This is a genomic window from Nocardioides sp. (assembly GCF_025965415.1).
Classification (GTDB): Bacteria; Actinomycetota; Actinomycetes; order Propionibacteriales; family Nocardioidaceae; genus Nocardioides.
Genome location: NZ_JAOPWY010000003.1, coordinates 1 through 24,067 on the forward strand (window position 1 = coordinate 1; position 24,067 = coordinate 24,067).

Annotated in this window: 22 protein-coding genes and 1 pseudogene; 7 read left to right on the forward strand and 16 right to left on the reverse strand. The window is 73.4% G+C overall.

Going from position 1 to position 24,067, the window contains the following annotated elements:
- From JWN97_RS00140 to mraZ, 7 genes and pseudogenes are all read right to left on the reverse strand, one after another.
- A pseudogene (locus JWN97_RS00140) lies at nt 1-180 on the reverse strand (UDP-N-acetylmuramoyl-tripeptide--D-alanyl-D-alanine ligase); the annotation flags it as partial.
- Nucleotides 177-1,643, reverse strand: a complete 1,467-nt coding sequence (locus JWN97_RS00145; RefSeq protein WP_363321231.1) for a UDP-N-acetylmuramoyl-L-alanyl-D-glutamate--2,6-diaminopimelate ligase — start codon at nt 1,641-1,643, stop codon at nt 177-179. The pseudogene JWN97_RS00140 and the gene JWN97_RS00145, both read right to left, overlap by 4 nt.
- Before the next feature lie 98 nt (nt 1,644-1,741).
- On the reverse strand, nt 1,742-3,469 hold the full coding sequence (locus JWN97_RS00150) for a penicillin-binding protein 2 (RefSeq protein ID WP_297616260.1): 1,728 nt from the start codon (nt 3,467-3,469) through the stop codon (nt 1,742-1,744).
- A gap of 140 nt (nt 3,470-3,609) precedes the next feature.
- Nucleotides 3,610-4,212, reverse strand: coding sequence for a hypothetical protein (locus JWN97_RS00155; protein WP_297616263.1), 603 nt, complete (start codon nt 4,210-4,212; stop codon nt 3,610-3,612).
- On the reverse strand, nt 4,209-5,189 hold the full coding sequence (rsmH, locus tag JWN97_RS00160; RefSeq protein WP_297616266.1) for a 16S rRNA (cytosine(1402)-N(4))-methyltransferase RsmH: 981 nt from the start codon (nt 5,187-5,189) through the stop codon (nt 4,209-4,211). Before rsmH ends, JWN97_RS00155 begins: the two co-directional genes overlap by 4 nt.
- 4 nt (nt 5,190-5,193) lie before the next feature.
- Nucleotides 5,194-5,355, reverse strand: coding sequence for a hypothetical protein (locus JWN97_RS00165; RefSeq protein WP_297616268.1), 162 nt, complete (start codon nt 5,353-5,355; stop codon nt 5,194-5,196).
- A gap of 293 nt (nt 5,356-5,648) precedes the next feature.
- Nucleotides 5,649-6,077, reverse strand: coding sequence for a division/cell wall cluster transcriptional repressor MraZ (gene mraZ / locus JWN97_RS00170; protein ID WP_297616271.1), 429 nt, complete (start codon nt 6,075-6,077; stop codon nt 5,649-5,651).
- A gap of 422 nt (nt 6,078-6,499) precedes the next feature.
- On the opposite strand from mraZ, the gene JWN97_RS00175 reads away from it, so the two are divergent.
- From JWN97_RS00175 to JWN97_RS00185, 3 genes are read left to right on the forward strand one after another with little or no spacing between them, the layout of a single operon-like run.
- On the forward strand, nt 6,500-7,480 hold the full coding sequence (locus JWN97_RS00175; RefSeq protein ID WP_297616274.1) for a MoxR family ATPase: 981 nt from the start codon (nt 6,500-6,502) through the stop codon (nt 7,478-7,480).
- The gene (locus JWN97_RS00180) at nt 7,473-8,738 is read left to right on the forward strand and encodes a DUF58 domain-containing protein (protein ID WP_297616277.1); all 1,266 of its coding nucleotides are present in this window, start codon (nt 7,473-7,475) and stop codon (nt 8,736-8,738) included. Before JWN97_RS00175 ends, JWN97_RS00180 begins: the two co-directional genes overlap by 8 nt.
- Complete coding sequence (locus JWN97_RS00185) at nt 8,735-11,098, forward strand: DUF3488 and transglutaminase-like domain-containing protein (protein WP_297616280.1); 2,364 nt, start codon at nt 8,735-8,737, stop codon at nt 11,096-11,098. The genes JWN97_RS00180 and JWN97_RS00185 overlap by 4 nt, the downstream gene beginning before the upstream one ends.
- An 84-nt stretch (nt 11,099-11,182) precedes the next feature.
- On the opposite strand, the gene JWN97_RS00190 is transcribed toward JWN97_RS00185, so the two are convergent.
- From JWN97_RS00190 to JWN97_RS00220, 7 genes are all read right to left on the reverse strand, one after another.
- Nucleotides 11,183-11,620 carry a DUF3040 domain-containing protein gene (locus JWN97_RS00190; protein WP_297616283.1) on the reverse strand — a complete coding sequence of 146 codons (438 nt, stop codon included), beginning with the start codon at nt 11,618-11,620 and terminating at the stop codon, nt 11,183-11,185.
- 152 nt (nt 11,621-11,772) lie between these two features.
- Nucleotides 11,773-12,942, reverse strand: coding sequence for a DNA polymerase IV (gene dinB / locus JWN97_RS00195; protein WP_297616310.1), 1,170 nt, complete (start codon nt 12,940-12,942; stop codon nt 11,773-11,775).
- Nucleotides 12,943-13,041: 99 nt separating this feature from the next.
- Nucleotides 13,042-13,785 carry a methyltransferase domain-containing protein gene (locus tag JWN97_RS00200; protein ID WP_297616313.1) on the reverse strand — a complete coding sequence of 248 codons (744 nt, stop codon included), beginning with the start codon at nt 13,783-13,785 and terminating at the stop codon, nt 13,042-13,044.
- A 37-nt stretch (nt 13,786-13,822) separates the two neighbouring features.
- Complete coding sequence (locus JWN97_RS00205; RefSeq protein ID WP_297616316.1) at nt 13,823-17,656, reverse strand: DNA polymerase III subunit alpha; 3,834 nt, start codon at nt 17,654-17,656, stop codon at nt 13,823-13,825.
- Nucleotides 17,646-18,080, reverse strand: coding sequence for an SAV_6107 family HEPN domain-containing protein (locus JWN97_RS00210; protein ID WP_297616319.1), 435 nt, complete (start codon nt 18,078-18,080; stop codon nt 17,646-17,648). Before JWN97_RS00210 ends, JWN97_RS00205 begins: the two co-directional genes overlap by 11 nt.
- 10 nt (nt 18,081-18,090) lie before the next feature.
- Nucleotides 18,091-18,417, reverse strand: a complete 327-nt coding sequence (locus JWN97_RS00215) for a DUF6504 family protein (protein ID WP_297616322.1) — start codon at nt 18,415-18,417, stop codon at nt 18,091-18,093.
- 201 nt (nt 18,418-18,618) lie between these two features.
- Entirely contained in the window at nt 18,619-19,086 is a 468-nt protein-coding gene (locus JWN97_RS00220; RefSeq protein WP_297616325.1) for a hypothetical protein, read from the reverse strand.
- A gap of 47 nt (nt 19,087-19,133) precedes the next feature.
- Between JWN97_RS00220 and JWN97_RS00225 the strand changes: the two genes are divergently transcribed.
- The 3 genes from JWN97_RS00225 to JWN97_RS00235 are packed head-to-tail and all read left to right on the forward strand — an operon-like array spanning nt 19,134 to nt 21,547.
- Nucleotides 19,134-19,634, forward strand: a complete 501-nt coding sequence (locus JWN97_RS00225) for a YbaK/EbsC family protein (RefSeq protein ID WP_297616328.1) — start codon at nt 19,134-19,136, stop codon at nt 19,632-19,634.
- A gap of 3 nt (nt 19,635-19,637) precedes the next feature.
- Nucleotides 19,638-20,228 carry a DUF4126 domain-containing protein gene (locus tag JWN97_RS00230; RefSeq protein ID WP_297616331.1) on the forward strand — a complete coding sequence of 197 codons (591 nt, stop codon included), beginning with the start codon at nt 19,638-19,640 and terminating at the stop codon, nt 20,226-20,228.
- A 17-nt stretch (nt 20,229-20,245) separates the two neighbouring features.
- The gene (locus tag JWN97_RS00235) at nt 20,246-21,547 is read left to right on the forward strand and encodes an FAD-dependent oxidoreductase (protein WP_297616334.1); all 1,302 of its coding nucleotides are present in this window, start codon (nt 20,246-20,248) and stop codon (nt 21,545-21,547) included.
- Here JWN97_RS00235 and JWN97_RS00240 read toward each other — a convergent pair whose 3' ends face one another.
- On the reverse strand, nt 21,548-22,159 hold the full coding sequence (locus tag JWN97_RS00240; protein WP_297616337.1) for an SIMPL domain-containing protein: 612 nt from the start codon (nt 22,157-22,159) through the stop codon (nt 21,548-21,550).
- A gap of 36 nt (nt 22,160-22,195) precedes the next feature.
- On the reverse strand, nt 22,196-23,086 hold the full coding sequence (gene metF / locus JWN97_RS00245; RefSeq protein ID WP_297616340.1) for a methylenetetrahydrofolate reductase [NAD(P)H]: 891 nt from the start codon (nt 23,084-23,086) through the stop codon (nt 22,196-22,198).
- 78 nt (nt 23,087-23,164) lie between these two features.
- On the opposite strand from metF, the gene JWN97_RS00250 reads away from it, so the two are divergent.
- The coding region (locus tag JWN97_RS00250; RefSeq protein ID WP_297616343.1) for a polyprenyl synthetase family protein at nt 23,165-24,067 on the forward strand (903 nt) is incomplete at its 3' end.

Sequence of the window (24,067 nt, forward strand, 5' to 3'; positions counted from 1 at the left end):
AGCGAAGACGTGGCCGTCGGCCCGCTCCCCCTCGAACGCCGCGAAGAGCCCGCCGGCGACGACGTCGCGCGAGTCCAGGAACGGCGCCCCCGTGACCACCACGTCGGCGGCCCCGGGTGCGTCGTCGGCGATCGTGCCGCCGACGACGTCGGCGATCTCGGCGAGGGTCATCTCGATCATGCGGTGACCCCGCGCCCGGCGATCTCCTCGGCTGCCACGACCCGATCGTCGAAGGGGTGGACCACGCCGTCGACCTCCTGGCCGCTCTCGTGCCCCTTGCCGGCGATCAGGACGACGTCGCCGGGCTCGGCGCGCAGCACGGCCTCGCGGATCGCGAGCCGGCGGTCACCGATCTCCAGGACGTCGGCGTGGGCGCCGCGGGTGCCCGCCAGCACGGCCGCCCGGATCGCGGCCGGGTCCTCGCTGCGGGGGTTGTCGTCGGTGACGATGAGGACGTCGGCCAGCCGCCCGCCGATCTCGCCCATGACGGGGCGCTTGATCGTGTCGCGGTCGCCACCGGCGCCGATCACCGCGATGACCCGGCCCCGGGTGAGCGGGCGCAGCGTGGCGAGCACGGCCTCGAGCGCGTCGGGCTTGTGGGCGTAGTCGACGACCACGGCGTAGTCCTGTCCCTGCACGACCTGCTCGAGGCGCCCGGGTACGCCGCCCACCCGGGAGATGCCGTCGGCGACCGCCCGCGGGTCGAGCCCGGCCATCGCGGCGGAGGCGATGGCAGCGAGGGCGTTGGAGACGTTGAACTCCCCGGGGATGTGGATGGAGCCGACCAGCTCGACATCCGGACCGAGCACCGTGAAGGCCGCCCCGGTCGCGGTGAGGTCGACGTCGACCGCGCGCCAGTCGGCGTCCCGGCCGCGCGAGGAGTACGTCGACATCGGGATGCTCGCGACCTCGAGGAGCCGGCGTCCGAACTCGTCGTCGACGTTGGTCAGGCCGACGCGCGCCCGCTCGGGGGTGAAGAGACCGGCCTTGGCGGCGAAGTAGTCGTCGAGGTCGGCGTGGAAGTCGAGGTGGTCACGGCCGAGGTTGAGGAAGGTCGCGACGTCGAAGACGACGCCGTCGACGCGCCCGAGCACCAGGGCGTGGCTGGAGACCTCCATCGCGCAGGTGTCCACGCCGCGCTCGCGCATCACGGCGAAGAGGCCGTGCAGGTCGGGCGCCTCGGGCGTGGTGAGCTCGGTCTTGACGTCCTCGCCCGCGATCCGGGTGCCGACCGTGCCGATCACCGCCGAGGAGGTCCCGGACGCCGTGAGGCCCTGCTCGAGGATGCGCGTGGTGGTGGTCTTGCCCTGGGTCCCGGTGACCCCGATGACGCGCAGGGCGGTGGCCGGGTCGCCGTAGATCCGCGCGGCCAGGCGGCCCAGCACCCGTCGTGGCTCGGGAACGACGACCGCCGGGGTCCCCGGCGGCAGCAGGTCGAGCCCGGCGGCATCGGTGAGCACGACGACCGCCCCGGCGGCGAGGGCCTGCCCGGCGTAGGCGGCACCGTGGGCGCGGGTGCCCGGGAGGGCGGCGTACAGGTCACCGGGACGGATCCGCGCCGTGCTCAGCGAGATCCCGGTGACGTCGACGTCGAGGTCGCCGTGGACCGTCACCCCGGTGGTGCCGCCGAGCCAGTCGGCCAGCCCCTCGACGAGCTCGGTGGCGGGGGTCGGGTGGACCCGGAGCGGTCGCGCCGCTCCCGGCGGCTGCACGGGTTGATCCACCGACCGAGCGTATCGACTCACCACTCGACGGGGAGACGCGACGGCGTGCCGTTGGTCGGCTCCACGCCGTAGCGTCCCAGGACGTAGCCCATGATCCGTGAGAACACCGGGCCGGCCGTCGAACCGCCGCCGGCCTCGCCCTGGGGTGCGTGGATCACGACGTAGACGGTGAACCGGGCGTCGTCCGCGGGGGCGAAGCCACCGAAGGAGACGGAGGTGCTGCCGTCGTAGCAGCCGCAGCCCTCGGCGACCCGCTGGGCCGTGCCGGTCTTGCCGGCCACGAGGTAGCCGGGCACCTGGGCGGCCGGTGCGACGCCGTCCTCGGGGTCGACGACCTTCTCCATCATCTTGGCGGTCGCGCGGGCGGCCTGCTTGCTGATGATGCGGGTGCGGGTGGCCACGTCGGTGCCGACGGTGATCCCGTCGTCGGTCACCGCCGACCCGGAGATCAGGCTCGGGGAGACCCGGACTCCCCCGTTGGCGACGGCGTTCACCGCGGCCGCCATCTGGGCGACGTTGACCGACAGCGACTGGCCGAAGGCGACGCGGTCCTTGGTCTGCGAGGTCATCACGTCGCCCGGCGTCAGGATGCCGGGCGTCTCTCCGCGCACGCCGATGTTGGTCTTCTGGCCCAGGCCGAAGCGCTGGAGGTAGTCCACGAGCTGCGGCGGCGTGAACGCGTCGGCGGCCAGCACGGTGCCGATGTTGGACGACTTGGCGATGATCCCGGCCAGGGTCAGCCGGATCATGCCGTGGTCGAACCAGTCACCGATCGCGCGGTCCTGGCGCTGCAGGCTGCCCGGCACCTTGAACTTCTGGCGTGGGAAGGCCACGCCTGCGTCGATCAGCGAGGACGCGGTGAGGACCTTCTCCACCGACCCGGGCTCGTAGGTGTCGTTCATCGCCCGTGAGCCCAGGTCCTCCTTGTCGGCGTCGGTCGGCTTGTTGGCGTCGAAGGTCGGCACGTCGGCCAGCGCCAGGATCTCGCCGGTGCGGGTGTCCATCACGATCGCGGCGCCGCTCTCGGCGCGGGCCTGCTGGACCGCCTGGGCCAGCACCTTCAGGGTGAACCACTGCAGGTCGCGGTCGATCGTGGTGCGCAGCGGCGCGCCGTTCTGCGCGGCCTCGATCGTGCTCTCCCGCAGCGGGATCCGGACGCCCTTGCCGGAGTTGGACTGCCAGGTGGCCTCGCCGTCGACCCCCGCCAGCTGCTTGTCGAAGGTCCGCTCGAAGCCGCCCAGCGGCTCGTCGGTGCCCATGTAGCCGATCAGGTTGGCGGCCACGTCACCGGCCGGGTAGTCGCGGATCGGGTCGTCCTGCAGGGAGATGCCCTCGTAGCCCGCGTCGTCGAGCGCGGCCAGGGTGTCGCCGGCCAGCGTGCTCGGCACCCGGCGGGCGACGTACTCGTAGCGGCTCCCCTCCTTGCGGCCGCGCAGCGCGGTGAGGGTCCGGAAGTAGTCGATGGAGAGCCGGTCGGAGAGCAGGCGGGCGAGCTCGGGAGCCTGCGCGGCGGTCAGCGCCGGGTCGGCGATGACCATCTTGCCCTTGATCGAGTCGGCGAGCGGGATGCCGTTGCGGTCGAGGATGTCACCGCGCTCGGCCTCCAGCGGCACCCTCACCGCACCCTCGGCGGCGGCCATGGCGGCGTACGACCCGGGGTCCACGCCCTGCAGCTGGACGAGCCGCGCGCCGAAGAAGGAGAGGACGATCGCGATGAGGACGAACCCGACGCGCAGTCGCAGCATGGGGGCGCCTCGTGAGGCGCCACGCCTGGTGCGGGTGCTGGGCACTGCTCTCCCCTGTTTCCGGCCCCCGCTCCTGGCAGCGGGCTGGCCTGTGGACGAAATCTATGGGTGCGGCGCGCCGGATCGACGCGACCGCGCCGTCACCGGTTGCGGTTCTTGCGGTCCTGCTTGTTCCCCTGCTTGTTGCCCGGCATGTTCCGGGCGTTGCCGGTCGACTGCTCGTCGCCGGTCGGCGGCGTGGTCGCGGTGGACGTCGGGTCGGCGGGCACCTCGACGATCGTCGGCGCCGGGGCCAGCACGGCCGGCTTCACCGGTGCGGGGGGCAGGAGCTGGATCGCGTTCTCCCGGGTGGCCGGGGTGCGCACGCCGATCGTCTTGCCGGTCTCGAGGTCGAGGAAGACGGGCGCGGACGGGATGACCATGCCCATCTGCTGGGCCTCCAGGGCCACCCGCTGCGGGTTGCGCAGCTCGTCGAGCTCCATCCGCAGCGTCTGCTCGCGCGCCGCCAGGGTGTCGGCCTCGTTCTCGAGGGAGGAGGCCGAGAACGACGCCTGCTGCATCGAGGTGTTGAAGAGCAGCAGTCCGACGATGCCGCCCACGAGGACGAGGCTGACCAGGGTCACGAACGGCACCCGCGGCGCACGGGTGCGCACCCGCGGCACGACGGTGAGGCGCGCCCTGTCGACGGCCTCCTGCGCGATCCGGGTAACACGGGTCCTCGTCTGGAGGGCGGGACTGCTCATCTGACGACTCCTGGGGGAAGGGTGCGGGAGGCGGGAAGGACGCGCTCGACGGCGCGCAGGCGGACGGAGGCTGCTCGGGGGTTCTCGGCGATCTCGTGCTCGTCGGCGCGCTCGGCACCGCGGGTGACCAGGCGCAGGGCGGGCTCGGCGCCCTCGGGCACGAACGGCAGGTCGTGCGGCACGTCGAGCCGGGTGGCGTCCGCGAAGGCCCGCTTGACCAGCCGGTCCTCCAGCGAGTGGTAGGACTCCACCACGACGCGGCCGCCGACCCCGATGACCTCGATCGAGGCCGGGATCGCACGGCGCAGGACGGCCAGCTCGTCGTTGACGGCCATCCGCAGCGCCTGGAAGGTGCGCTTGGCCGGGTGGCCTCCCGTACGCCGCGCGGGTGCGGGGATCGAGGCGTAGAGCAGCTCGACCAGGCCGGCGCTGGTGGTGAACGGCGTCGTCTCGCGACGCCGGACGACCTCACGGGCGATCCGGCTCGCGAACTTCTCCTCGCCGTACTCGCGCAGGATGCGGGTGAGCTCCTGGGCGGTCGCGGTGTTGAGCAGCTCCGCCGCGGTCTGGCCGGTCGTCGGGTCCATCCGCATGTCGAGCGGCGCGTCCTCGGCGTAGGCGAAGCCGCGGTCCCGGACGTCGAGCTGCATGGAGGAGACGCCGAGGTCGAAGAAGACGGCGTCGGCGTGCGGCAGGCCCAGGCTGCCGAGCACCTCCGGGAGCTCGTCGTACACGGCGTGGACGGCCGTGAAGCGGTCGCCGTGGGCGGCGAGCCGCTCGGTCGACATGGCCAGTGCATCCGGGTCGCGGTCGATGCCGATCACCCGGGCCTGGGGGCAGCGCTCGAGCACCGCCTCGCTGTGGCCGCCGAGGCCGAGCGTGCAGTCGACGTAGACCGAGCCGGGTGCCTCGAGGGCAGGCGCCAGCAGGGCGACGACCCGGTCGAGGAGCACCGGGGCGTGGCGGGGAGTCGTCATGGAGTCAGCCCTGGGATCCCAGGCGCGTCAGCAGTAGCAGCGCCACGGCCAGGCACGAGGCCGTGGCGGCGGAGAACGCGATCAGGGCGGCCGCCTCGCGCGCCTGGTCACGCACCCGCAGCGGGGCTGCCGCTGCCGTACGTCCCAAGGGCTGGCTGGTGCTCATTGGTCTCGACCCCACTGGTTGCTGTCCGTGCCGGCTGAAGGGCCGACCGTCGTGCTGGCGGTGATGCTGGTCGTGCTGGTTGGCGGTGCGACTGACACTCCCCGCCGTGTGGCACGAGGTGAGCCGCCGCACCAGGTCCCTGCCCGCTCCCTGCGATGGGGTGCCCTCTGGTGCCGGGGAAGTGCCCCAGATGGCATCGCGAGGAGCGGGCTCGAGACCTGGTGATGCGGGTCCGGATGTCAGCTGTCGTGTTGTGTGGTGCGGGGTGGTGCTCCTGCTGGTGGAGGTGGTGCTCAGATGCCGGGGAAGACCTCGTCGCTGAGCTCGGAGAACTTCTGCTCCTGCTCCTCCGAGTAGGTCGCCCACGCGGTGGGGTCCCAGATCTCGATCCGGTTCATCGATCCGATGACCACGCACTCCTTGCGGAGCGAGGCGTAGTCCCGCAGCGGTGCCGGGATGTTGATCCGTCCCTGCTTGTCCGGCACCTCCTGGCTGGCGGCGGCGAACAGCATGCGGACGTAGTCGCGGGTGCTCTTCTGGGTGACCGGCGCCTCGCGGAGCCGGTCGGTGAGCCGGCCGAAGTCCTCCAGCGACCAGACGGTGAGGCAGCGCTCCTGCCCCCTGGTCACCACGAGTCCCTCGGTCAGCTCGTCTCTGAACTTCGCCGGGAGGAAGAGGCGTCCCTTCTCGTCGAGCTTGGGCGTGTAGGTGCCGAAGAACATCCGGCACCTCCCCTGGCTCGGCGGGCAGATCGACCCTGTCCCCCACTTCGCACCACATTACTCCACTTCCCTCCACCGTCAACCAGATTGCACGTGTTGCGAGCGCGAATTTCCGCGGTGGCCGGGCGCGTCGGTCCGCACCGAGGCACAGGCCGCGACGGGACGACTGAGCGTGGAAATGCCCCGATCCACGCTCAGGGGGCCGGAGTGGGGCGCCGGTGGGGGACGTACGCCGACGACGGTGGTGGAAAGTGGGGAGAACCAGGTCGCGGGGTGGGTGGAGGTGGTGGATCGACGTGCCGTGCGCCGATGAGCAGTCCGATAACGGTCGGTCCTCGAGGTGGCGGACCCGTTGCTGTGGACAGGTATGTTGCGCGGACCACATACGGTGGTGTGCAGCGCGAACGAGGGGATGGCGAGACGTGACCACTGGGCTGTCGGGGCGGGCACCGGATCTGGACACCGTGCGCCGGGTGACGGGTGTGGTGCGTCAGAACATCGAGCGGGTGATCGCCGGCAAGCCGGACGTCGTCAACGCCGCCCTCGTCGTGCTCCTGGCCGAGGGGCACCTCCTCATCGAGGACGTGCCCGGTGTCGGCAAGACCCAGCTGAGCAAGGCGCTGGCGCGCAGCATCGACTGCTCCGTGCGGCGCATCCAGTTCACCCCGGACCTGCTGCCCTCCGACGTCACCGGCGTCTCGGTCTTCAACCAGGACACCCGCGAGTTCGAGTTCCGCCCCGGCGGCGTGTTCGCCAACATCGTGGTCGGCGACGAGATCAACCGCGCCTCCCCCAAGACGCAGTCCGCCCTCCTCGAGGCGATGGAGGAGCGCCAGGTCACGGTCGACAACGCGACCTACATGCTCGAGAAGCCGTTCATGGTCATCGCGACCCAGAACCCGATCGAGATGGAGGGCACCTACGCCCTCCCCGAGGCCCAGCGCGACCGCTTCATGGCGCGGGTCTCGGTCGGCTACCCGGTCGAGTCCGCCGAGATCGCGATGCTCGAGGGCCACACCGCCCACAACCCGCTCGACGACCTGGAGCCGGTCACCGACGCCGGCGAGCTCCGCAAGGTGATCGAGATCGTCGGCCGGGTCCACGTGTCCTCGGCCGTCCACCGCTACGCCGTCGCCCTCACGACCGCCACCCGCACCAGCAACGACCTGCACCTCGGCGCCTCGCCCCGCGCGACGCTCCACCTCGTGCGCGCCGCCAAGGCCGTCGCGGCCACCCAGGGCCGCGACTACGTCCTCCCCGACGACATCCACGGCATCACCTCGCCGGTGCTCGCGCACCGGCTGCTGCCCAATGTCGAGGCCACCATGAGCGGACGCACCACCTCGGCGATCCTGACCGCGATCGTGGAGTCGGTGCCGGTCCCCGACGCCAGCCGTGCGTGAGGCACTCGCTGCACTGACCGTCCGCGGACGGGCGTTCCTGGCTGCGGGCATCACCACCGTCGTGGCCGCGATCGTGGTCGGCCACTCGTCCGTCGTACGCATCGGCGTGCTGGCCGCCGTCCTGCCGCTGCTCACCGCGTGGTGGGTCGGCCGCTCGCGCTACCGCCTCGCGCTCGTCCGCACGCTCTCGCCGCAGCTCGTCGTCGCCGGGCAGCCCGCCACCGTCGAGCTCACCGTCGCCAACGAGTCGCGCACCCCGACGGGAGTGCTCCTGCTGGAGGAGCGCCTCCCCTACGTCCTGGGCACCCGGCCGCGCTTCGTGCTCGAGGGACTCGGTCACGGCTGGCGCCGCCACGCGACCTACCAGGTGCGCTCCGAGCTGCGCGGCCAGTTCGAGATCGGCCCGATGTCGGTGCGGGTCACCGACCCCTTCGGCCTGGTCGAGCTCGGCCGCACCTTCCACGCCACCACCCGCCTGACCGTGACCCCGCGGACGATGCCGCTGCCCAACATCCCCCTGGGCGGGGCCTGGACGGGATCCGGCGACAACCGCCCCCGCGCCTTCGCGACCGGCAGCGCGGAGGACGTCACGGTGCGCGAGTACCGCCGCGGCGACGACCTGCGCCGCGTCCACTGGCGCAGCTCGGCCCGGGTCGGGGAGCTCATGGTCCGGCGCGAGGAGCAGCCCTGGCAGTCGCGGGCCACCGTCTTCCTCGACAACCGCGGCACCTCCCACCGCGGGCAGGGCGCGGCGAGCTCCCTGGAGGGTGCGGTCTCCGCGGCCGCGTCCATCGCCGTGCACCTCGCCCACCACGGCTACACGGTGCGACTGGTCACCGCCTCGGGCGACAGCCGCGAGACCCAGTGGCACTCGCAGTCCGCCGAGGCCAGCACGATCCCGCTCCTCGAGGCACTGGCGGTCGTCCAGCTCGACCACCGCCCGGCACCCGACACGCAGTGGCTGGCCGAGCCCGGCCACGGTGGGCTGGTGGTGGGGGTCTTCGGCGGTCTCGGTGACCCCGACCTCGGCTTCCTGCGCCGCCTCCAGCACCACGCGTCCTCCAGCCTCGCCATCGCCCTCGACGTCGACGCCTGGGCGCCCCACCTCCCCGCCCAGCCCGGCCGCGGCTCCGCGGTGCAGCTGACGTCCTCGGGCTGGCGCTCGGTCACCGTCGGCCCCCGGGACCGGCTCGACACCGCCTGGCAGGAGCTCGGCCTGATGCAGAGCAGGGCCACGTCCGTGGGGGCGGCACGATGAGGACCTCCTGGAGCACCCTGCCCCAGCAGCTGCGCGTGGCCGGGATCGCGCTGCTCGCGTCCTGGGCGACGGTGCTGTCGTGGCGCGTGCTGACCGAGGGCTTCGCCGAGGTCGGCTTCCCCCTCCTCTTCATCGGCGTGGTCGTCTGCGGGTCGGCCGCGGTGGCGCGCTGGAGCCGGCTCCCGCTCACCGCGATCGTCGCCGGACAGCTCGTCCTCGGCGCACTGCTGGTCCTGGGCACCACCACGGGCTCGCCGTTCCCGACCCCGGGCAACGTCGACGAGTTCGTGGCTGCCGTCCAGGCCGCCCTGGAGAGCTCGCGCAGCTATGCCGCGCCCGTCCAGCTCGGCGTGCCTCCGGTCCACCCGCTCCTGCTCATCGGCGGCACGCTGGTCGTCATCCTCGTCGACGTCATCGCCTGCAGCCTGCGCCGCGCGCCGGTGGCCGGCCTCGTGCTGCTGGCGGCGTACACCCTGCCCGTGGCGGTGACCGGCGAGGCCGTCTCGTGGTGGCTCTTCGCGGTGATCGCCGGTCTCTTCCTCACTCTCGTCTTCCTGCAGCACAGCGACCACGTCGCCGGCTGGGGCCGCGCCCCCGACGGCGAGAAGGGCACGTTCTCCGTGCGCACCGGGGCGATCGGCAACACCGCGCTCGCCCTGGGTGCCGCGGCGATCGCGCTCGCTGTCGTCGTGCCGGCCGCTGTGCCGACCATGAGCATGAGCGTCTTCGACGGCAACGGTCCCGGCACCCGCGAGGTGGAGGTCAAGGACCCGATGGTCGACCTGCGCCGCGACCTGAGCAGCGGCGAGGACATCCCGCTGCTGTGGGTCACCACCCCGGGCCCCAGGCCGACCTACCTCCGCCTCTCGGTGCTCACCCGCTTCAACGGCTCGTCGTGGACGCCCGGTGACCGCGCGATCCCGGACACCCAGACCGCGACCGGTGCCCTGCCGCCCCTCGACGGGGTCGCCCTCGGCGTGCCGCGCAAGGAGTACAAGTACGACGTCCGGATCGGGCCGGACTTCTCCTCGACGTGGCTGCCCACCACTGCCCAGGTCACCCGGATCGCGGCGGGCACGGAGTGGCGCTACGACGTCAGCACGCGCGACTTCATCGCCGCGCAGGACGACGTGACGACGGCCGACACGACCTACGACTTCAGCGGCGTCCAGCTGACCTACGACGCGGAGTCGATGAACGACGCCGTCTCCGGCGCCGGCACGGTGGCCGGCACCTTCACCGACCTCCCGACCGGCCTCAGCAACGAGATCCGCCGCCTCGCCGCGAGCGTGACCGCCGACGCGCCGACCCGCTTCCAGAAGGCGCAGCTGCTCCAGCAGTGGTTCCGCGAGGACGGCGGCTTCCGCTACGACAAGGCGCAGGTCGAGTCCGCGGGCAGCGGTGGCGCCGACCTGCTGGCGTTCCTCGACGAGCGGGTCGGCTACTGCGAGCAGTTCGCTGCGTCCATGGCGATCATGGCCCGCGTGCTCGGCATCCCGAGCCGGGTCGCGGTCGGCTTCCTCGAGCCCGAGAAGACCAGCACCGGCGCCTGGGAGTTCTCCGCGCACGACCTGCACGCGTGGCCCGAGCTCTACTTCCCCGGCTCCGGCTGGGTGCGCTTCGAGCCCACCCCGCAGGACCGCGCCGGGCAGGTCCCCGACTACACGACGGCCGACTTCGCCCCGGTGACCGAGAGCCCGTCGCCGAGTGCGAGCCGCTCGACCGAGCTCCTGCCCGAGCGTGGCGAGAGCGCCAGCGCCGACTCCGGCGCCGCCGACGAGGACTCGTCCTCGATCCCGTGGCTGCCGGTCCTCGCCGGCACCGCCGGCCTGGCGGTCATGGCCCTCCTGCTCCTCACGCCACGGCTGCTGCGGGGCGCGCGCCGGCGCCGCCGCCTGGCCGGCGACATCGAGGACCTCTGGGTCGAGCTGCGCGACGTGGCACGCGACCTGGGCCATGCCTGGCCCGTGGGACGCTCCCCGCGGCGTGCCGGTGAGTGGCTGGGTCGGCTGCTGGCCCGGCCGACCGCGGGCGGAGCCAGGCCTGACCGGCCGCGCCGCGGTCGTGACCAGGCACCGGAGGCGGCGCGGGCCCTGGACCGCCTGGTGACGGCCCTCGAGCACAGCCGCTACGCCCGCAACCCGGAGACCTTCACGGCCGACCGGTTCCGCGACGAGCTGACCCTGGTGGAGGAGTCCCTCGCCGCCGGCGTCACCCCCCGCGACGTACGCCGTGCCGCCTGGTGGCCGGCCTCGGTGACCGGGCGCCGTACGTCGTGGCGCCCGCGCTCGCAGACCCGCACCGGCGAGGCGCCGGTGGACCACGAGAGCACCCGGACGGTCGACGAGCTCATCGGCTGACGCCGAGCGTGACGCGCGCGGGTCGGACGGGTCACCTCGGGCGGGTGACCGGTCCGTCAGGTGCGACCGGGGGTGGGGCTCAGGTCAGAGCCCGCGCTCGCGGCGGCGACGCCACCGCTCCTCCATGCGCTCCATGAAGGGACTCCCCGACCGCTGGCGACCGGGACGGTGGGGGCGACCGCCGTCGACGACGCCGAAGCCGGTGCGGCTCGTGGCGCGCACCTTCGGCGCAGCGGGACCGGGCCTGCGGGCAGAGGTCAGGGCGAGGATCGCGCCGCCGAGCATCACCACGAAGCCGAGGACACCGATGATCGTCTGGATCACCGTGTCGACGTCCAGGAGCACGGCGAGGATCAGCAGGCCGATGCCGGCGACGAGGACGACGCCGCCCATGACCATGCGGCGACGAGCAGCGCGCTGGAACGAGGTGCCACGCAGGGTGGAGGCGAGCTTGGGGTCCTCTTCGACGAGGGCGCGCTCCATCTGCTCGAGCAGTCGCAGTTCTTCCTCGGAGAGCTCCACGGTTCCTCCTCACCTTCTTGCCGCCAAGTCTAGGCACGCGCGTGCACCTACGGTAGGCGTCCCCAGAAAATTCACCCCCCGGGACGGAGAACCACCTCACCCGGGAGACGGATCGGGCGACGCGGCAGGGCACGATCGCCTCAGACCAGGCCTCAGACCAGGCTCGCCGGACGCACGGCCGCGGAGCCGAAGCGGCGCGTGGCCCGGTCCACCGCACGGTCGGCGTCGGCCCAGCCGCGCTCGGGCTCCCCCAGCACCAGCTGGCGGTGCACCGTCGCGCGCGGGACCAGTCCCTCGACGCGTACGCCGACCAGCCGCAGGCGGGCGCGCTGCAGGCCGAGCGCGTCGTAGAGGCGGGTGACCGCGCGGTGGATCTCCACGGTGACGTCGGTGGCCTCGGGCAGGGTGCGCGAGCGGGTGATGGTGGTGAAGTCGGCGAATCGGACCTTGAGGGTGATCGTCCGGCCGGCGACCTCGGCCGAGCGCATCCGACTGGCCACCCGGGCGGAGAGGCGCAGCAGCTCGCGCACGATCACCTCGCGGTCGTCGGTGTCGCGGCCGAAGGTCTCGTCGGCACCCATGGAGCGTTCGGGCTCGTGCGGCCCGGCCCGCGGCGTGAGCTCGCTGCGGTCGGTGCCCCAGGCCAGGTGGTGGAGCTCGCGGCCGAGGTGGTCGCCCACGGCGCGCTGGAGGGTGCGGAGCGGGGTGTGGGCCAGGTCGCCGACGGTGAGCAGGCCGAACCGGTGCAGCAGTGCCTGGGTCTTCTCCCCCACGCCGTAGAGCTCACCGACGTCGAGGGGGTGGAGGAAGGAGGTGACCGCGGCCGGCGGCACGACGATCACGCCGTCGGGCTTGGCCTGCCTGCTGGCCAGCTTGGCCACCGACACCGACGCCGCGACCCCGACCGAGCAGGTGATGCCCTGCTCGTCGTGGATCGTCGAGCGCAGGCGCTCGGCGATGCCCTCGGGCGGGCCGAGGCGCCGCGTCGAGCCGCGTACGTCGAGGAACGCCTCGTCGAGGGAGACCGCCTCCACGACCGGCGTCACCTCGCGGAAGGTCTCCATGACCGAGGCCGAGACGCTCGTGAACGTGGCGTAGTCGGGCTCGATCACCACCACGTGGGGGCACATCCGGCGGACCCGGGTCATCGGCAGCGCGGAGCGGACGCCGTAGCGGCGGGCGACGTAGTTGGCGGCGAGCACGACCCCCCGGCCGCTGCCGCCCACCACCACGGGCTGGTCGACCAGGTCGGGACGCTCGCGCAGGGCCACGGAGGCGTAGAACGCGTCCATGTCGACGTGGAGGATCGGGGTGTCGGTCACCGGGCACCACCCCCGAGGATCGTCGTGGCGGTGGTCCAGCCACCTTCGAGCGGTGCGGAACGTGGCTGGAGCACCGCTCCCGCGGCGAGCCGTGGCCGGTCAGCGGCTGGCGATGACGTGCAGCTGCGCGGCGAGCGGGAGGTACTCGGGGCGCGTGGCGACGGCCTGCTCGAGCTCGACCAGGGCCGCGGTGGCCCCGGGCTCGAGGTCGAGGAGGCTGCCGGGCACGAGGTCGGCGAAGACCCGCACCGCCTGCACCGACGACGGCCGCAGGCCGGCGGTGGCGAGGAGGTCGACCACCTCGTCGTGGGTGAAGCGGCGTCCGCCCCGCCCGGCCGACGTCGTCGTCGAGTCGCCGTCGAGCAGCTCGCGGGCGGCCTGGAAGTGGCCGGCCATGGCGCGCGCCACCACGGCCGCGTGCCGCTGGGCGACGAGCAGGCTGAGGTGTCCACCGGGGCGCAGCACCCCGGCGATGGCGGCGAGGGACGCGGCAGGATCGTCGACCATCTCCAGGACGCCGTGGCAGAGGACGAGGTCGGTCTCCTCGACCAGGCTGGGCAGGTCGGACAGGTCGCCCTGCTGGCCCGTGATCCGGTCGGCGACCCCGCGCTCACGTGCCCGGCGGTCGAGGGAGGCGAGGGCGTCGGGGCTGGGGTCGATGACCTGGACGGTGTGGCCGAGCTCGGCCAGCGGGACCGCGAAGCCGCCGGTGCCGCCACCGATGTCGACGATCCGGGCCTGCTCGTCGAAAGCTTCGTCGTCCTCAAGGACCCGGCGTAGGCCGTCCCACACCACACCGGTGCGGACGGACTGGCGACGGTCGCTGGCAGAGGGCTGCGGCATGGGGTCAACCCTAGTGGGAGAGCCGGCGACGACGGTCTCATCCGGGGCTCCCCGGACTGCGGTGCCAGAGCGTGCGCGCGACGTCCTTCACCGGGTCGCCGGCCGGCTTGATGTCGGCGTAGGGCGACATCTGGAACCCGCTGGTGTGGACGAGGACGCGCCGCTGGGTCGGCTCCTCGCCGACCGGCGCGTGCACGCGCGCCAGCTCACCGCGCACCAGCGCGAGGCCCTCCTCGCCGGTGCGGCCGCGCTGCCACAGCCCGTGGAGGGCCGGCAGCTCCCAGGCGCCGGTGGCGCGCAGCGAGACGCCGCGACGCCCGGTGCGCCGCAGCTCGCCGCGCACCAGCAGCAGCCACGACGAGAAGACCGTCGCGGCATACGGTCCCTGCACGTCCTCGAAGAAGGTCGCGTCGACCGGACCGGTGCCGTCGTCGAGGGTCAGGAACACCACCCGGCGACCGGACTTGATCGGCGGCGTCTGGGTGGCGACCTTGACCCCGGCGACCAGCAGCTCGGAGCGGCTGCGGCGGCGCAGCAGGTCGCGGCTGCGGGTCACGCCGAGGGCGTCGAGGAACGGGTCATAGGTGGTGACGGCGTGCTGGCTGACGTCGAGGCCCAGGATCTCCAGCTCGGCCCGCATCCGCTCGAGGGTGGTCATCTCGGGCAGCCCCGTGGGCCGTTCGCCCGGCTCGCCCGGCTCGTCGCCCAGCCGCAGCGTCAGCTGCACCGAGTCGGTCGCGACCACCGCACGCGCGGCCCGTGACTGTGCTGACGCGCGGGCCCAGACGCCTCCGTCGGCCAGGGCGTGGCGTTCGGTCGGGTCGGAGCCTGCCCGGACGGTGGGGTCCGAGCTGTTGCGGTCGGCCGCCTCGGTGGCGGTGAGGGTGGCGGGCAAGGGCGTACGACGGCTCGACAGCCCGCGTCCCCGCCCCTGCGAGGCCCGGTCGATCGTGCGGGTGTGCAGGTCGAGCTCGGCCACCTGCAGCAGCAGGTCGCGCCGCGTCACCCGACCGCGCCGGGTCACCGCCTGCTCCCCCGACCCGATGCCGTAGACCGCGTCGAAGCCGCCGGCCAGCACCAGCCGCTCGAGGATCGGCCGCGAGACCCGGGCGCGGTGGAAGAAGTCGGACAGCGAGACGTAGGGGGCGCCCTCGCGCGCCTCGACGATGCGCGCGACCTCGGCCCCGCTGATGCCCTTGACGTCGGTGAGCGAGAGCCGGATCGCGTGCTCCGGCTCGCCACCGCCCCGCTCGACGACGTACGTCGACGCGCTGGCGTTGACGTCGAGCCCGAGCACGCCGACGCCGAACTGGCGGGCGTCGTCGAGGATCAGCCGCTTGGGGTACATGCCGGGGTCGTGGGTCAGCACGCCGGCCAGGAAGTGGGCCGGCCAGTGCGCCTTGAGCCACGCCGACTGGTAGGTCGGGAGGGCGAACGCGGCAGCGTGGGCCTTGCAGAAGCCGAAGGAGGCGAAGGCCTCGAGCACCTTCCAGATCTGCTCGACCAGCGGCGGGTCGTAGCCCTGGGCCAGGGCGCGGGGGAAGAACCACGCCTTCGTCTCGGCCATGCCCTCGGTGTCGCCGAGCGCGCGCCGCTTCTCGTCTCCCTCGGCGTAGGACACGCCGCCGAGCCGGGCGATCATCTCGATCACCTGCTCGTGGAAGACCACCACGCCGCGCGTCTGCTCGAGGATCGGGCGCAGGTCGTCGTGGAGGTAGTGGGCGGAGGTCCACCCCTGCTTGACGTCGAGGTAGGGGGTGATCATGTCGCTCTTGACCGGGCCCGGGCGGAACAGCGAGATGTCGGTGATGATGTCGTCGAAGGACTCGATGCCCGACCTGCCGACGAGCTCGCGCTGGCCGGGCGACTCGATCTGGAAGACGCCCAGGGTCCTGGCGCTGCTGATCATGTCGTAGGTCGTGGTGTCGTCGAAGGGCACCTGTGCCTCGTCGTCGAGGTCGAGGCGCACCCCGTCGACCCGCTCCACCTCGGCGACGGCGTGGGCCATCGCCGACTGCATCCGGATGCCGAGCACGTCGAGCTTGAGCAGGCCGAGGTCCTCCACGTCGTCCTTGTCGAACTGGCTCATGGGGAAGCCGGACCAGGACGCCTCGACCGGCGTGCGGTCGAGCAGCGTGACGTCGGAGAGCAGCACCCCGCACGGGTGCATCGCGATGTGGCGGGGCAGGCCGTCGAGGCGCTCGACCAGGCTGAAGAAGTGGTCGAGGCCACCGTCGCCCAGGCCGCTGGCCCGCAGCTCGGGCAGGTCGCGCAACGCCAGCCGGGCGTCGCGGGCGCGGATGTGCGGGAACGCCTTGGCGATGGCGTCGATCTCCCCCGGCGGCATGCCGAGGGCGGCGCCGACGTCGCGCACCGCGTGGCGGACGCGGTAGGTGTCCATCATCGAGACGGTGGCGCACCGCTCCCCGCCGAAGCGGTCGAGGATCGCGCGGTAGACCTCCTCCCGGCGGGCGGACTCGACGTCGACGTCGATGTCGGGCAGCGAGGCGCGCAGCGGGGAGAGGAACCGCTCCATCAGCAGCCCGTGGCGGATCGGGTCGACCCCGGAGATGCCGAGGAGGTAGTTGACCAGGCTGCCGGCCCCAGAGCCGCGGGCGGCACGACGGATGCCCATCTCGCCGATCAGGTCGGTGACGTCGGCGACGGTGAGGAAGTAGGAGGCGTAGCCCAGGGTGCGGATCGTCTCGAGCTCCTGGTCGAGCCGGGTCCAGATCCGCATCCGTGGCGCTGAGCCGTAGCGGCCGCCGATCGCGGCCTCGCAGCGTTGGCGCAGCAGCCCATCCGCGAGCCGGTCTCGAGACGCGTCGTCCGTCGCGCCCCGCGTGAGCTCGAGCTCCGGGAAGTGCACCTCTCCGATGCCGAGGTCGGCGCGCGGGTCGAGCGCGCACCGGTCGGCCACGGCGCGGGTGCGGGCGAGCAGGCGCCGGGCCTCGGCGTCGCTGTCGTGCGCCAGCCCGGCCAGGCGGCAGATCTCCTCGGCGACCTCGTGCATCTGCTTGCCGGACTTGAGGAAGCCCTCCGCGTTGCCGCGGCTCGCGGAGGGTCCGACGTCGCGCAGGTGGGCCGAGCCGAGCGGGACCAGCCGCCGCGCCGCGTCGAGGACGTCGATGGTCGGGGCGTCGAGACGGTCGGCATAGCGCACGGCGTTGCTCAGCACCGTCGTCAGGCCGGCGGTCCGGGCGATGCCGGCCATCCGGGCTGCGTGGGGCGAGGTGCCCGGTCCCCAGTCGCCCGCGCGGGCGCCGAGCCGGTGCGAGACCAGCTCGACGACGAGGTTGTCGCGCGGCAGCAGCTCGAGCCACGGCGCGATCGCGGCCAGGCCGAGGTCGTCGCGCCGCCGGGTCGCGGCGAGCCCCAGCTCCGAGGACGGCCCGAGCAGCACCACCACGTGGCCGCCGGCCAGGTGCGGGGCCAACAGGTCGAGGGTGGCGACGGGGCGGCCGCGCTCCCCGGCCAGGTGGACCGACGAGATCATCCGGCACACGGCCGCCCAGCCCGCCCTCCCGCTGGCCAGGAACGTCACCCGCGCGCTGCCGCCCTGCTCCGGTGACGGGTCGCGGACCGCTCCGCCGCGCACCGGCGTACGACGTGGGGCCGCGCTGGCGCCGCCCTCCCCGGAGAGCCGGGCCGGCGCGACCGCGAGGTCGACACCCAGCACCGGCCGGATGCCGGCCGCGCGGGCGGCGTGGACGAACTTCACCGCGCCGTAGACACCGTCGCGGTCGGTGAGGGCGAGGGTGTCCATCTCCTGCTCGGCGGCCCGCTCCACCAGCACGTGCGGGTGGGACGCACCGTGCTGGAGCGAGTAGCCGGAGGCGACGTGGAGGTGGACGAAGGGGTCAGGCGACACTGGCGTGCGGCACCAGACCGAGCGCCTGCTCGATCACGGCCAGGAACCGGTCGGCGTCGCGGACCAGGTCGTCGGCCTCGCGCTCGCTGACCGCCCGGGTCGACCCCGCCTCGGCGGCCGCCCGCTGGGCCGCGCCGGCGGCGAAGAAGCTGGCCCACTCCGAGAGCTCCGGGGCGACCTCGGCGAGCAGGACCCACGCGTTCTTCTGCCGTCGCCCCCGCGGCGCCGGCCGGGCCCTCGCCGCGAGCAGGGCGGCCGCGGCGCACAGTGCGGCGACGTGGGCGCAGGCATAGCGGGTGGGCACGTCGCGCGCGGTGATCGCGTCGTGGAGCGAGGTCGTGGCGCGCTGGAGGTAGGAGTGGGCCGTGGCCGGGAGGAGATGGGGGCTGACCGACTGCGGGGCAGAGTGCGTCGTCGACGTCATCGCGGCCCCCTCAGTCCAGGCACCCGACGAGCTGCCAGCGCCCGTCGGTCCAGTCGAAGGAGAGGTCGAAGACGCCGTAGGTCTCCTGCTCGTCGTCGGGCCGGGCGTGGCGAGAGGCCACGGCCTGCACGCCCCGGCCGGCCTCCACCCGCCACAGCTCCCGCTCGGCGACGGGGTCGGTGGCGCCGCCACCCGTGCTCCCCTGCCACCACGGACCGGTCTCCACCCAGTGGGCGACCACGGCGCGGACCTTCCACAGCCGGCCGCGCCACAGGAACTGGTCGGGGTCCTCCGCCTCGCCTCGTCGCACCTCGACGGGGTCGTCGTACTGCCTCATCGCGCCTCCTCGACACTCATCGACCCCGGGGCCGACCCGGGCGGAGGTGGGGGTCGAGGTCACCGCCACCCGGGTCGCATCGAACATCTGTTCGAACAACCCGAACGCTACTCCTCCCCACCGACAACCCGTCAAGAGGGAGGACGAGATGGGCGGCACACCGGGCTACGGACCGGGCGACAGGACCGGCAGGACGCGGGCTCAGACCTCGCGGAGGTAGGTGGTGGTCTGGCGCTGCCAGAGGAAGAAGGAGAGCACCAGGCCCTCGACGATGACCAGCGCCGACAGCACGACGAAGATGGCGGGCAGGTGCGCGTCGAGGCAGACCGCGCCGACCAGGACGCCGACGCCCGCGGTGGCGGTGAGCACCAGCCGGGTCCAGCCGTGGCCACCGAGGAAGAACGAGCCGAGCACCAGCGCGAGCGCGGTGAAGCCGACGAAGGCGACGACGGACAGCGCCACGAAGCCGGGCACGATCGGGCTCTCGCGCAGCTGCTCGATGCCGCCCTGGGCCAGGATCTCCTGGGCCGACGGGTTGCCCTCGGCCCAGCCGAGGATCACCTCGTCGCGCATCCACCACGTCAGCAGGGTGATCAGTCCCGAGGTGGCCACGATCAGGCCCAGCACTCGCACGCTGTTGGTCACGGACCGGGGCACGTCGCGCGCCATCCATCACTCCTGAAGATCATCATCGGTTTCGTCGCTAGGCTCGCATCATGTCGATCGAGCACGCATCCATCACCTCATTTCGAGGCGAGCTCACCCGGCGCGGCGGGACGGGTGACGTGGTCATCCTGCCCGACAGCGCCCACACTGCCGCACTCGCCGCTGCGGCGCTCGGGTGCGAGGTCGGTGCGATCGCCAACAGCCTGCTCTTCGACGCCGAGGGCGAGCCGGTCCTGATCCTCACCTCCGGAGCCCACCGGGTCGACACGGCCGCCGTGGCCGGGCGCATCGGCGTCGGCCGGCTCCGGCGCGCGGACCCCGAGTTCGTCCGCCGCCACACCGGACAGGTCATCGGCGGCGTCTCGCCCCTCGACCACCCCGCCCCGGTCCGCACCTGGATCGACCCGTGGCTGCGCCGGCACCCGGTGGTCTGGGCAGCCGCGGGGCACCCGGCGGCCGTCTTCTCCACGACGTACGACGAGCTGGTGGCCATGACCGACGCCGTCGAGGTCGAGGTCGGGCCCGAGGACGCCGACGGCGTGGGCGCCTGAGCCGTGGACGCCCTGGCCCTGACCTTCTCCAGCGGGTGGGCGAGCGGGATCAACTCCTACCTCGTGGTCCTCGTCCTCGGCATCGCCGACCGCGTCGGCTCGGTGGAGGAGATCCCCGACGTGCTGGCCCGGTGGGACGTGCTGGCGGTCGCGGGCTTCCTCTACGCGATGGAGTTCATCGCCGACAAGATCCCCTACATCGACTCGACCTGGGACGCGATCTCCACCGCCGTCCGACCGACGGCCGGAGCGGTCATCGGTGTGCTGCTGGCCGGCGACGCCTCGTCGCTCGACCAGGCCGTCCTCGGCGTGGTCGGCGGCGGCACGGCCCTACTGAGCCACCTGGTGAAGGCGGGCGGCCGGCTGGCGATCAACTCCTCCCCCGAGCCCGTCACCAACGTGGCGGCCAGCATCAGCGAGGACGCCGCCGTCCTCGGCGTGGTGTGGTTCTCGATCCAGCACCCGCAGGCGGCCGCCGCGGTCGCGGGCGTGCTGCTGCTGCTCGGGCTCGTGATGCTGTTCCTCGTCGGCCGGCTGGTGCGCCGCGGGTGGCGCCGGTGGAAGAAGAAGGACCCGATCCACCAGCTGGCCTGACGCCCTAGGGTTCCCCCGTGGCTCGTGTCGTGGTGATCGGTGGCGGCTTCGGCGGGATGGCTGCCGCGGCGCGGCTCGCCAAGCTCGGCCACGACGTCACCCTGCTCGAGCGCTCCCACCGGCTGGGGGGCGCGCTGACCACCGTCGAGGCCGACGGCTTCGCCTGGGACGCCGGCCCCACGAGCACGCTGCTGCCGGCCGTGATCCGCGACCTGTTCCGCAAGTCGGGTCGCCCCCTGGAGCGCGAGGTCGACCTGCAGCCGCTCGAGCTGGTGCGCGAGCACCGCTTCGAGGACGGGTCGTCGCTGCGGCTGCCGGGGGGCTCCCGCGCCGCCCAGCTCGCCGCCGTCGACGAGCTCGGTCCGGGCCTGGGCCGGCAGTGGGTCGACCACGTGGCGGCGTACGGCGACGTGTGGGAGCTGCTGCGCAAGGAGTGGTTCGAGCGGGCCTTCGACGGCGACGTCGCGCCGCGCGAGCTGACCGCGCTGCTCGGGGGGCGCGAGTCGCTGGAGAAGCGGTTGCGCCGCACGTTCCGCGACGAGCGGTTGCGCCTGGTGGCGGGGCACCGCCTCGTCATGGACGGCCACGAGCTGCGCAACGCGCCGGTGTTCGCCGGCGTCGACGCCTACCTCGAGCAGCGCTTCGGCGCCTGGACGGTCCCCGGTGGGCTCGCCGCCCTCGGCACCGCCATGGCCGACCGGCTGACGCTGCGTGGCGTCACGGTCGTGACCGGCACCGCCGCCACCGACCTCGTCATCCGCGAGGGCCGCGTGGCCGCGGTCCGGACGGCCGGGGGCGAGACGCCCGCCGACCACGTGGTGGTCGCCATCGACCCGCGCCGCCTCCCCGCCCTGGCGTCGTACGTCCGTCGCACGATGCCCGCGTTCCCGCCCGTCGTGTGCCACGTCGGCCTCGAGGGCGAGGTCCCGGACCTGCCCCACGAGGTGGTCCTGCACGGCGACCCGCTGCTCGTGGTGCGCCCCGGCGGCCGGGCGCCCGACGGCGCGGCCGCGTGGACGGTGCTGGGCCGCGGACGACTGGCCGAGGACGTGCTGACGGCGCTCGCGCGCCACGGTCTCGACGTACGCCGGCAGGTCGTCGCCCGGGTCGACCTGTCCCCGCGCGACCTGGTCGAGCAGTGGGGCGGCTCCCCGCACGGCGTGCTGTGGCAGGGCCCCCGCACCGCAGGCACGCGGCTGGGTCCCCGGACGCCGGTCCCGGGCGTCCTGACCGCCGGGGCGCACGCGACCACCGGCTCGGGGCTGCCGTTCGCCGGGCTCAGCGCCGCGCTGGTCGCCGAGATGATCGGCCGGGCCTGATCAGGAGACGAGCTCCCACACGACGGTGACCGACGTGGTCACCGACGCCTCGCCGGGCTCGAGCCCGCCGCCGGAGTCTCGCATCATCGCCGTCTTGGGCATCGGCACCGGACCGCCCCGGCCGGCATCGCCCTCGACGACGGTCTGCACGGCGCCGAGACCGGCACCCGCCATCCTCGCCAGCGCTGCGGCGCGCTCACGGGCGTCGTGGAAGGCCGCCTCGCGCGCCTTCGCGCCGGCGCCGTGGTCCTCCGTCACCTCGAGCGCGACGCCGTCGATCGCCAGCCCGTCGCCGACCTCGCGCGCCAGCTCGCCGAGCATCACACCCGCCTCGGCCAGGTCGGCGCAGCCGATGACGAAGGTGTGACGCGCCTCGTAGCCCTGGCGCACGCCGGAGTGGTCGTGCCACGGCCAGACCGTGATCCCGGTCGAGGCCACGCGCCGCTCCTCGGTGTGCCGGCCGGCGACCTCGACCACCGAGGCGGCGCTGGACGACATCGCCTCGTAGGCCTCGGTGACGGTGGCGCCGCGGGCCACGGCGGCGAGCCGGACGACCGCGGTGTCGGGCGTGACCTTGCTGGTGCCGGTGCCGGTCACCGTGACGGTGTGCATGTCGTCAACCTAGTCGCGAGGGACCGCGACGCCCGCTCAGACCGTGATGCGCAGGTTGGCGAAGATCTCCCGCGTCGCCTTCGACCGGTTGAGCGTGTAGAAGTGCAGCCCCGGCGCCCCGGCCCCGAGCAGCGCCTCGCACAGCTCGGTCGCGATGGCGATCCCCTCGGCGCGGAGCCGCGCCGGGTCGTCGGCGTACGGCGTGAGGCGGGCGGTGGTCTCCTCGGGCAGCTCGCGGCGCGAGAACTCGACCATCCGCCGCATCGAGCCGAGGTTCAGGATCGGCATGATGCCCGGGATGATCGGGAAGTCGGCCCCCGCGGCCGCGGCGCGCTCGACCAGCGCGACGTAGTCGGAGGCGCGCAACACCATGTCGGTCACCGCGAACTCCGCGCCCGCGTCGTACTTCGCCTTGAGCACGCGGGCGTCGGTCTCGAGGTCCGCGGCATCGACGTGGCCCTCGGGGAACGCCGCGACGCCGATGCGCATGTCGGCCCGCTCACGAATCAGCGCGACCAGCTCGTTGGCATAGGTCAGACCGCCCTCGGTGGGCGTCCAGGCGGTGCCCGGACCGGTGGGCGGATCGCCACGCAGGGCCATCACGTGGCGTACGCCTGCCGTGCTGAGCTCGTCGAGGATCGCGGTCAGCTCGTCGGTGGTGTGCCCGACGCAGGTGAGGTGCGCGACCGGGAGCAGGCCGGTCTCGCGGGCGATGCGCCCGGTGATCGCGACCGTGCGGTCACGGGTGCCACCACCGGCGCCGTAGGTCACCGAGACGAAGGTCGGGCCGTAGGGCTCCAGCTCCTTGATCGCCTGCCAGAGTTGGTCCTCACCCGCCGCGTCCTTGGGTGGGAAGAACTCGAAGGAGAAGGAGCGTCCACCCTGCGCGAGGAGCTCGCTCATGCTCAGGCCACGTCCGCTCGTCATGCGCACCAGCCTACGGAGGACCGCGGTGCGTCCGGCCCGGAGTCCACGGATCAGTCGCCCGTGGCTAGGCTCGCCGACGTGACGACCTGGGACCCCGCAGCCTTCCGCGACCAGGTGCAGCAGGTGCTGGATGCGTTCCTCGACGAGCGCGCGGCCGAGCTGGCTCCGCTCGGCCCGGACGCGACCCGCCTGATCAGCGAGGCGCGTACGTCGGTCACCGGCGGCAAGCGGTTCCGTGCGGCCTTCTGCCACTGGGGCTACCGCGCGGTCCGACCCGAGGTCACCGACCCGGCCGCACTCGCCCGCGCCTGCGCCTCGCTGGAGGTGCTGCACGCCAGCGCCCTCGTCCACGACGACTACATGGACGCCTCCGACACCCGGCGCGGCCGTCCCGCGACGCACCGTGCCTTCGAGGCCGAGCACCGCGCCGCCGGCTGGCGCGGCGACGCGCAGCAGTACGGCGCCGCGGCCTCGATCCTGCTCGGTGACCTGCTGCTCGGCTGGTCCGGCGACATGCTGCGCCGCAGCGGCTTCGACGCCGATGCGGTCGCCCACGGGCTGGCGCTCTTCGAGCTGTGCCGCTCCGAGGTGATCGCCGGACAGTTCCTCGACGTGTCCGTGCAGGCCCGCGGCCGGGCCGACGTCGACACCGCGATGACGGTGCTGCGCTACAAGTCGGCCAAGTACTCCATCGAGCGGCCCCTCCACATCGGTGCCGGCCTCGCCGGGGCCACCCCCGGGCAGATCGAGCAGCTCAGCCGCTTCGGCCTGCCGCTGGGCGAGGCCTTCCAGCTCCGCGACGACCTCCTCGGCGTCTTCGGCGACCCGGCCGAGACCGGCAAGCCCGCCGGCGACGACCTCGTCGAGGGCAAGCGGACGGTCCTCGTCGCCCTGGCCCTCGACGGGGCGCCGCGGGCCGACGCGGAGCGCCTCGACCGTGCCCTCGGCACACCCCTCACCGAGGCGGACGTCGACGAGCTC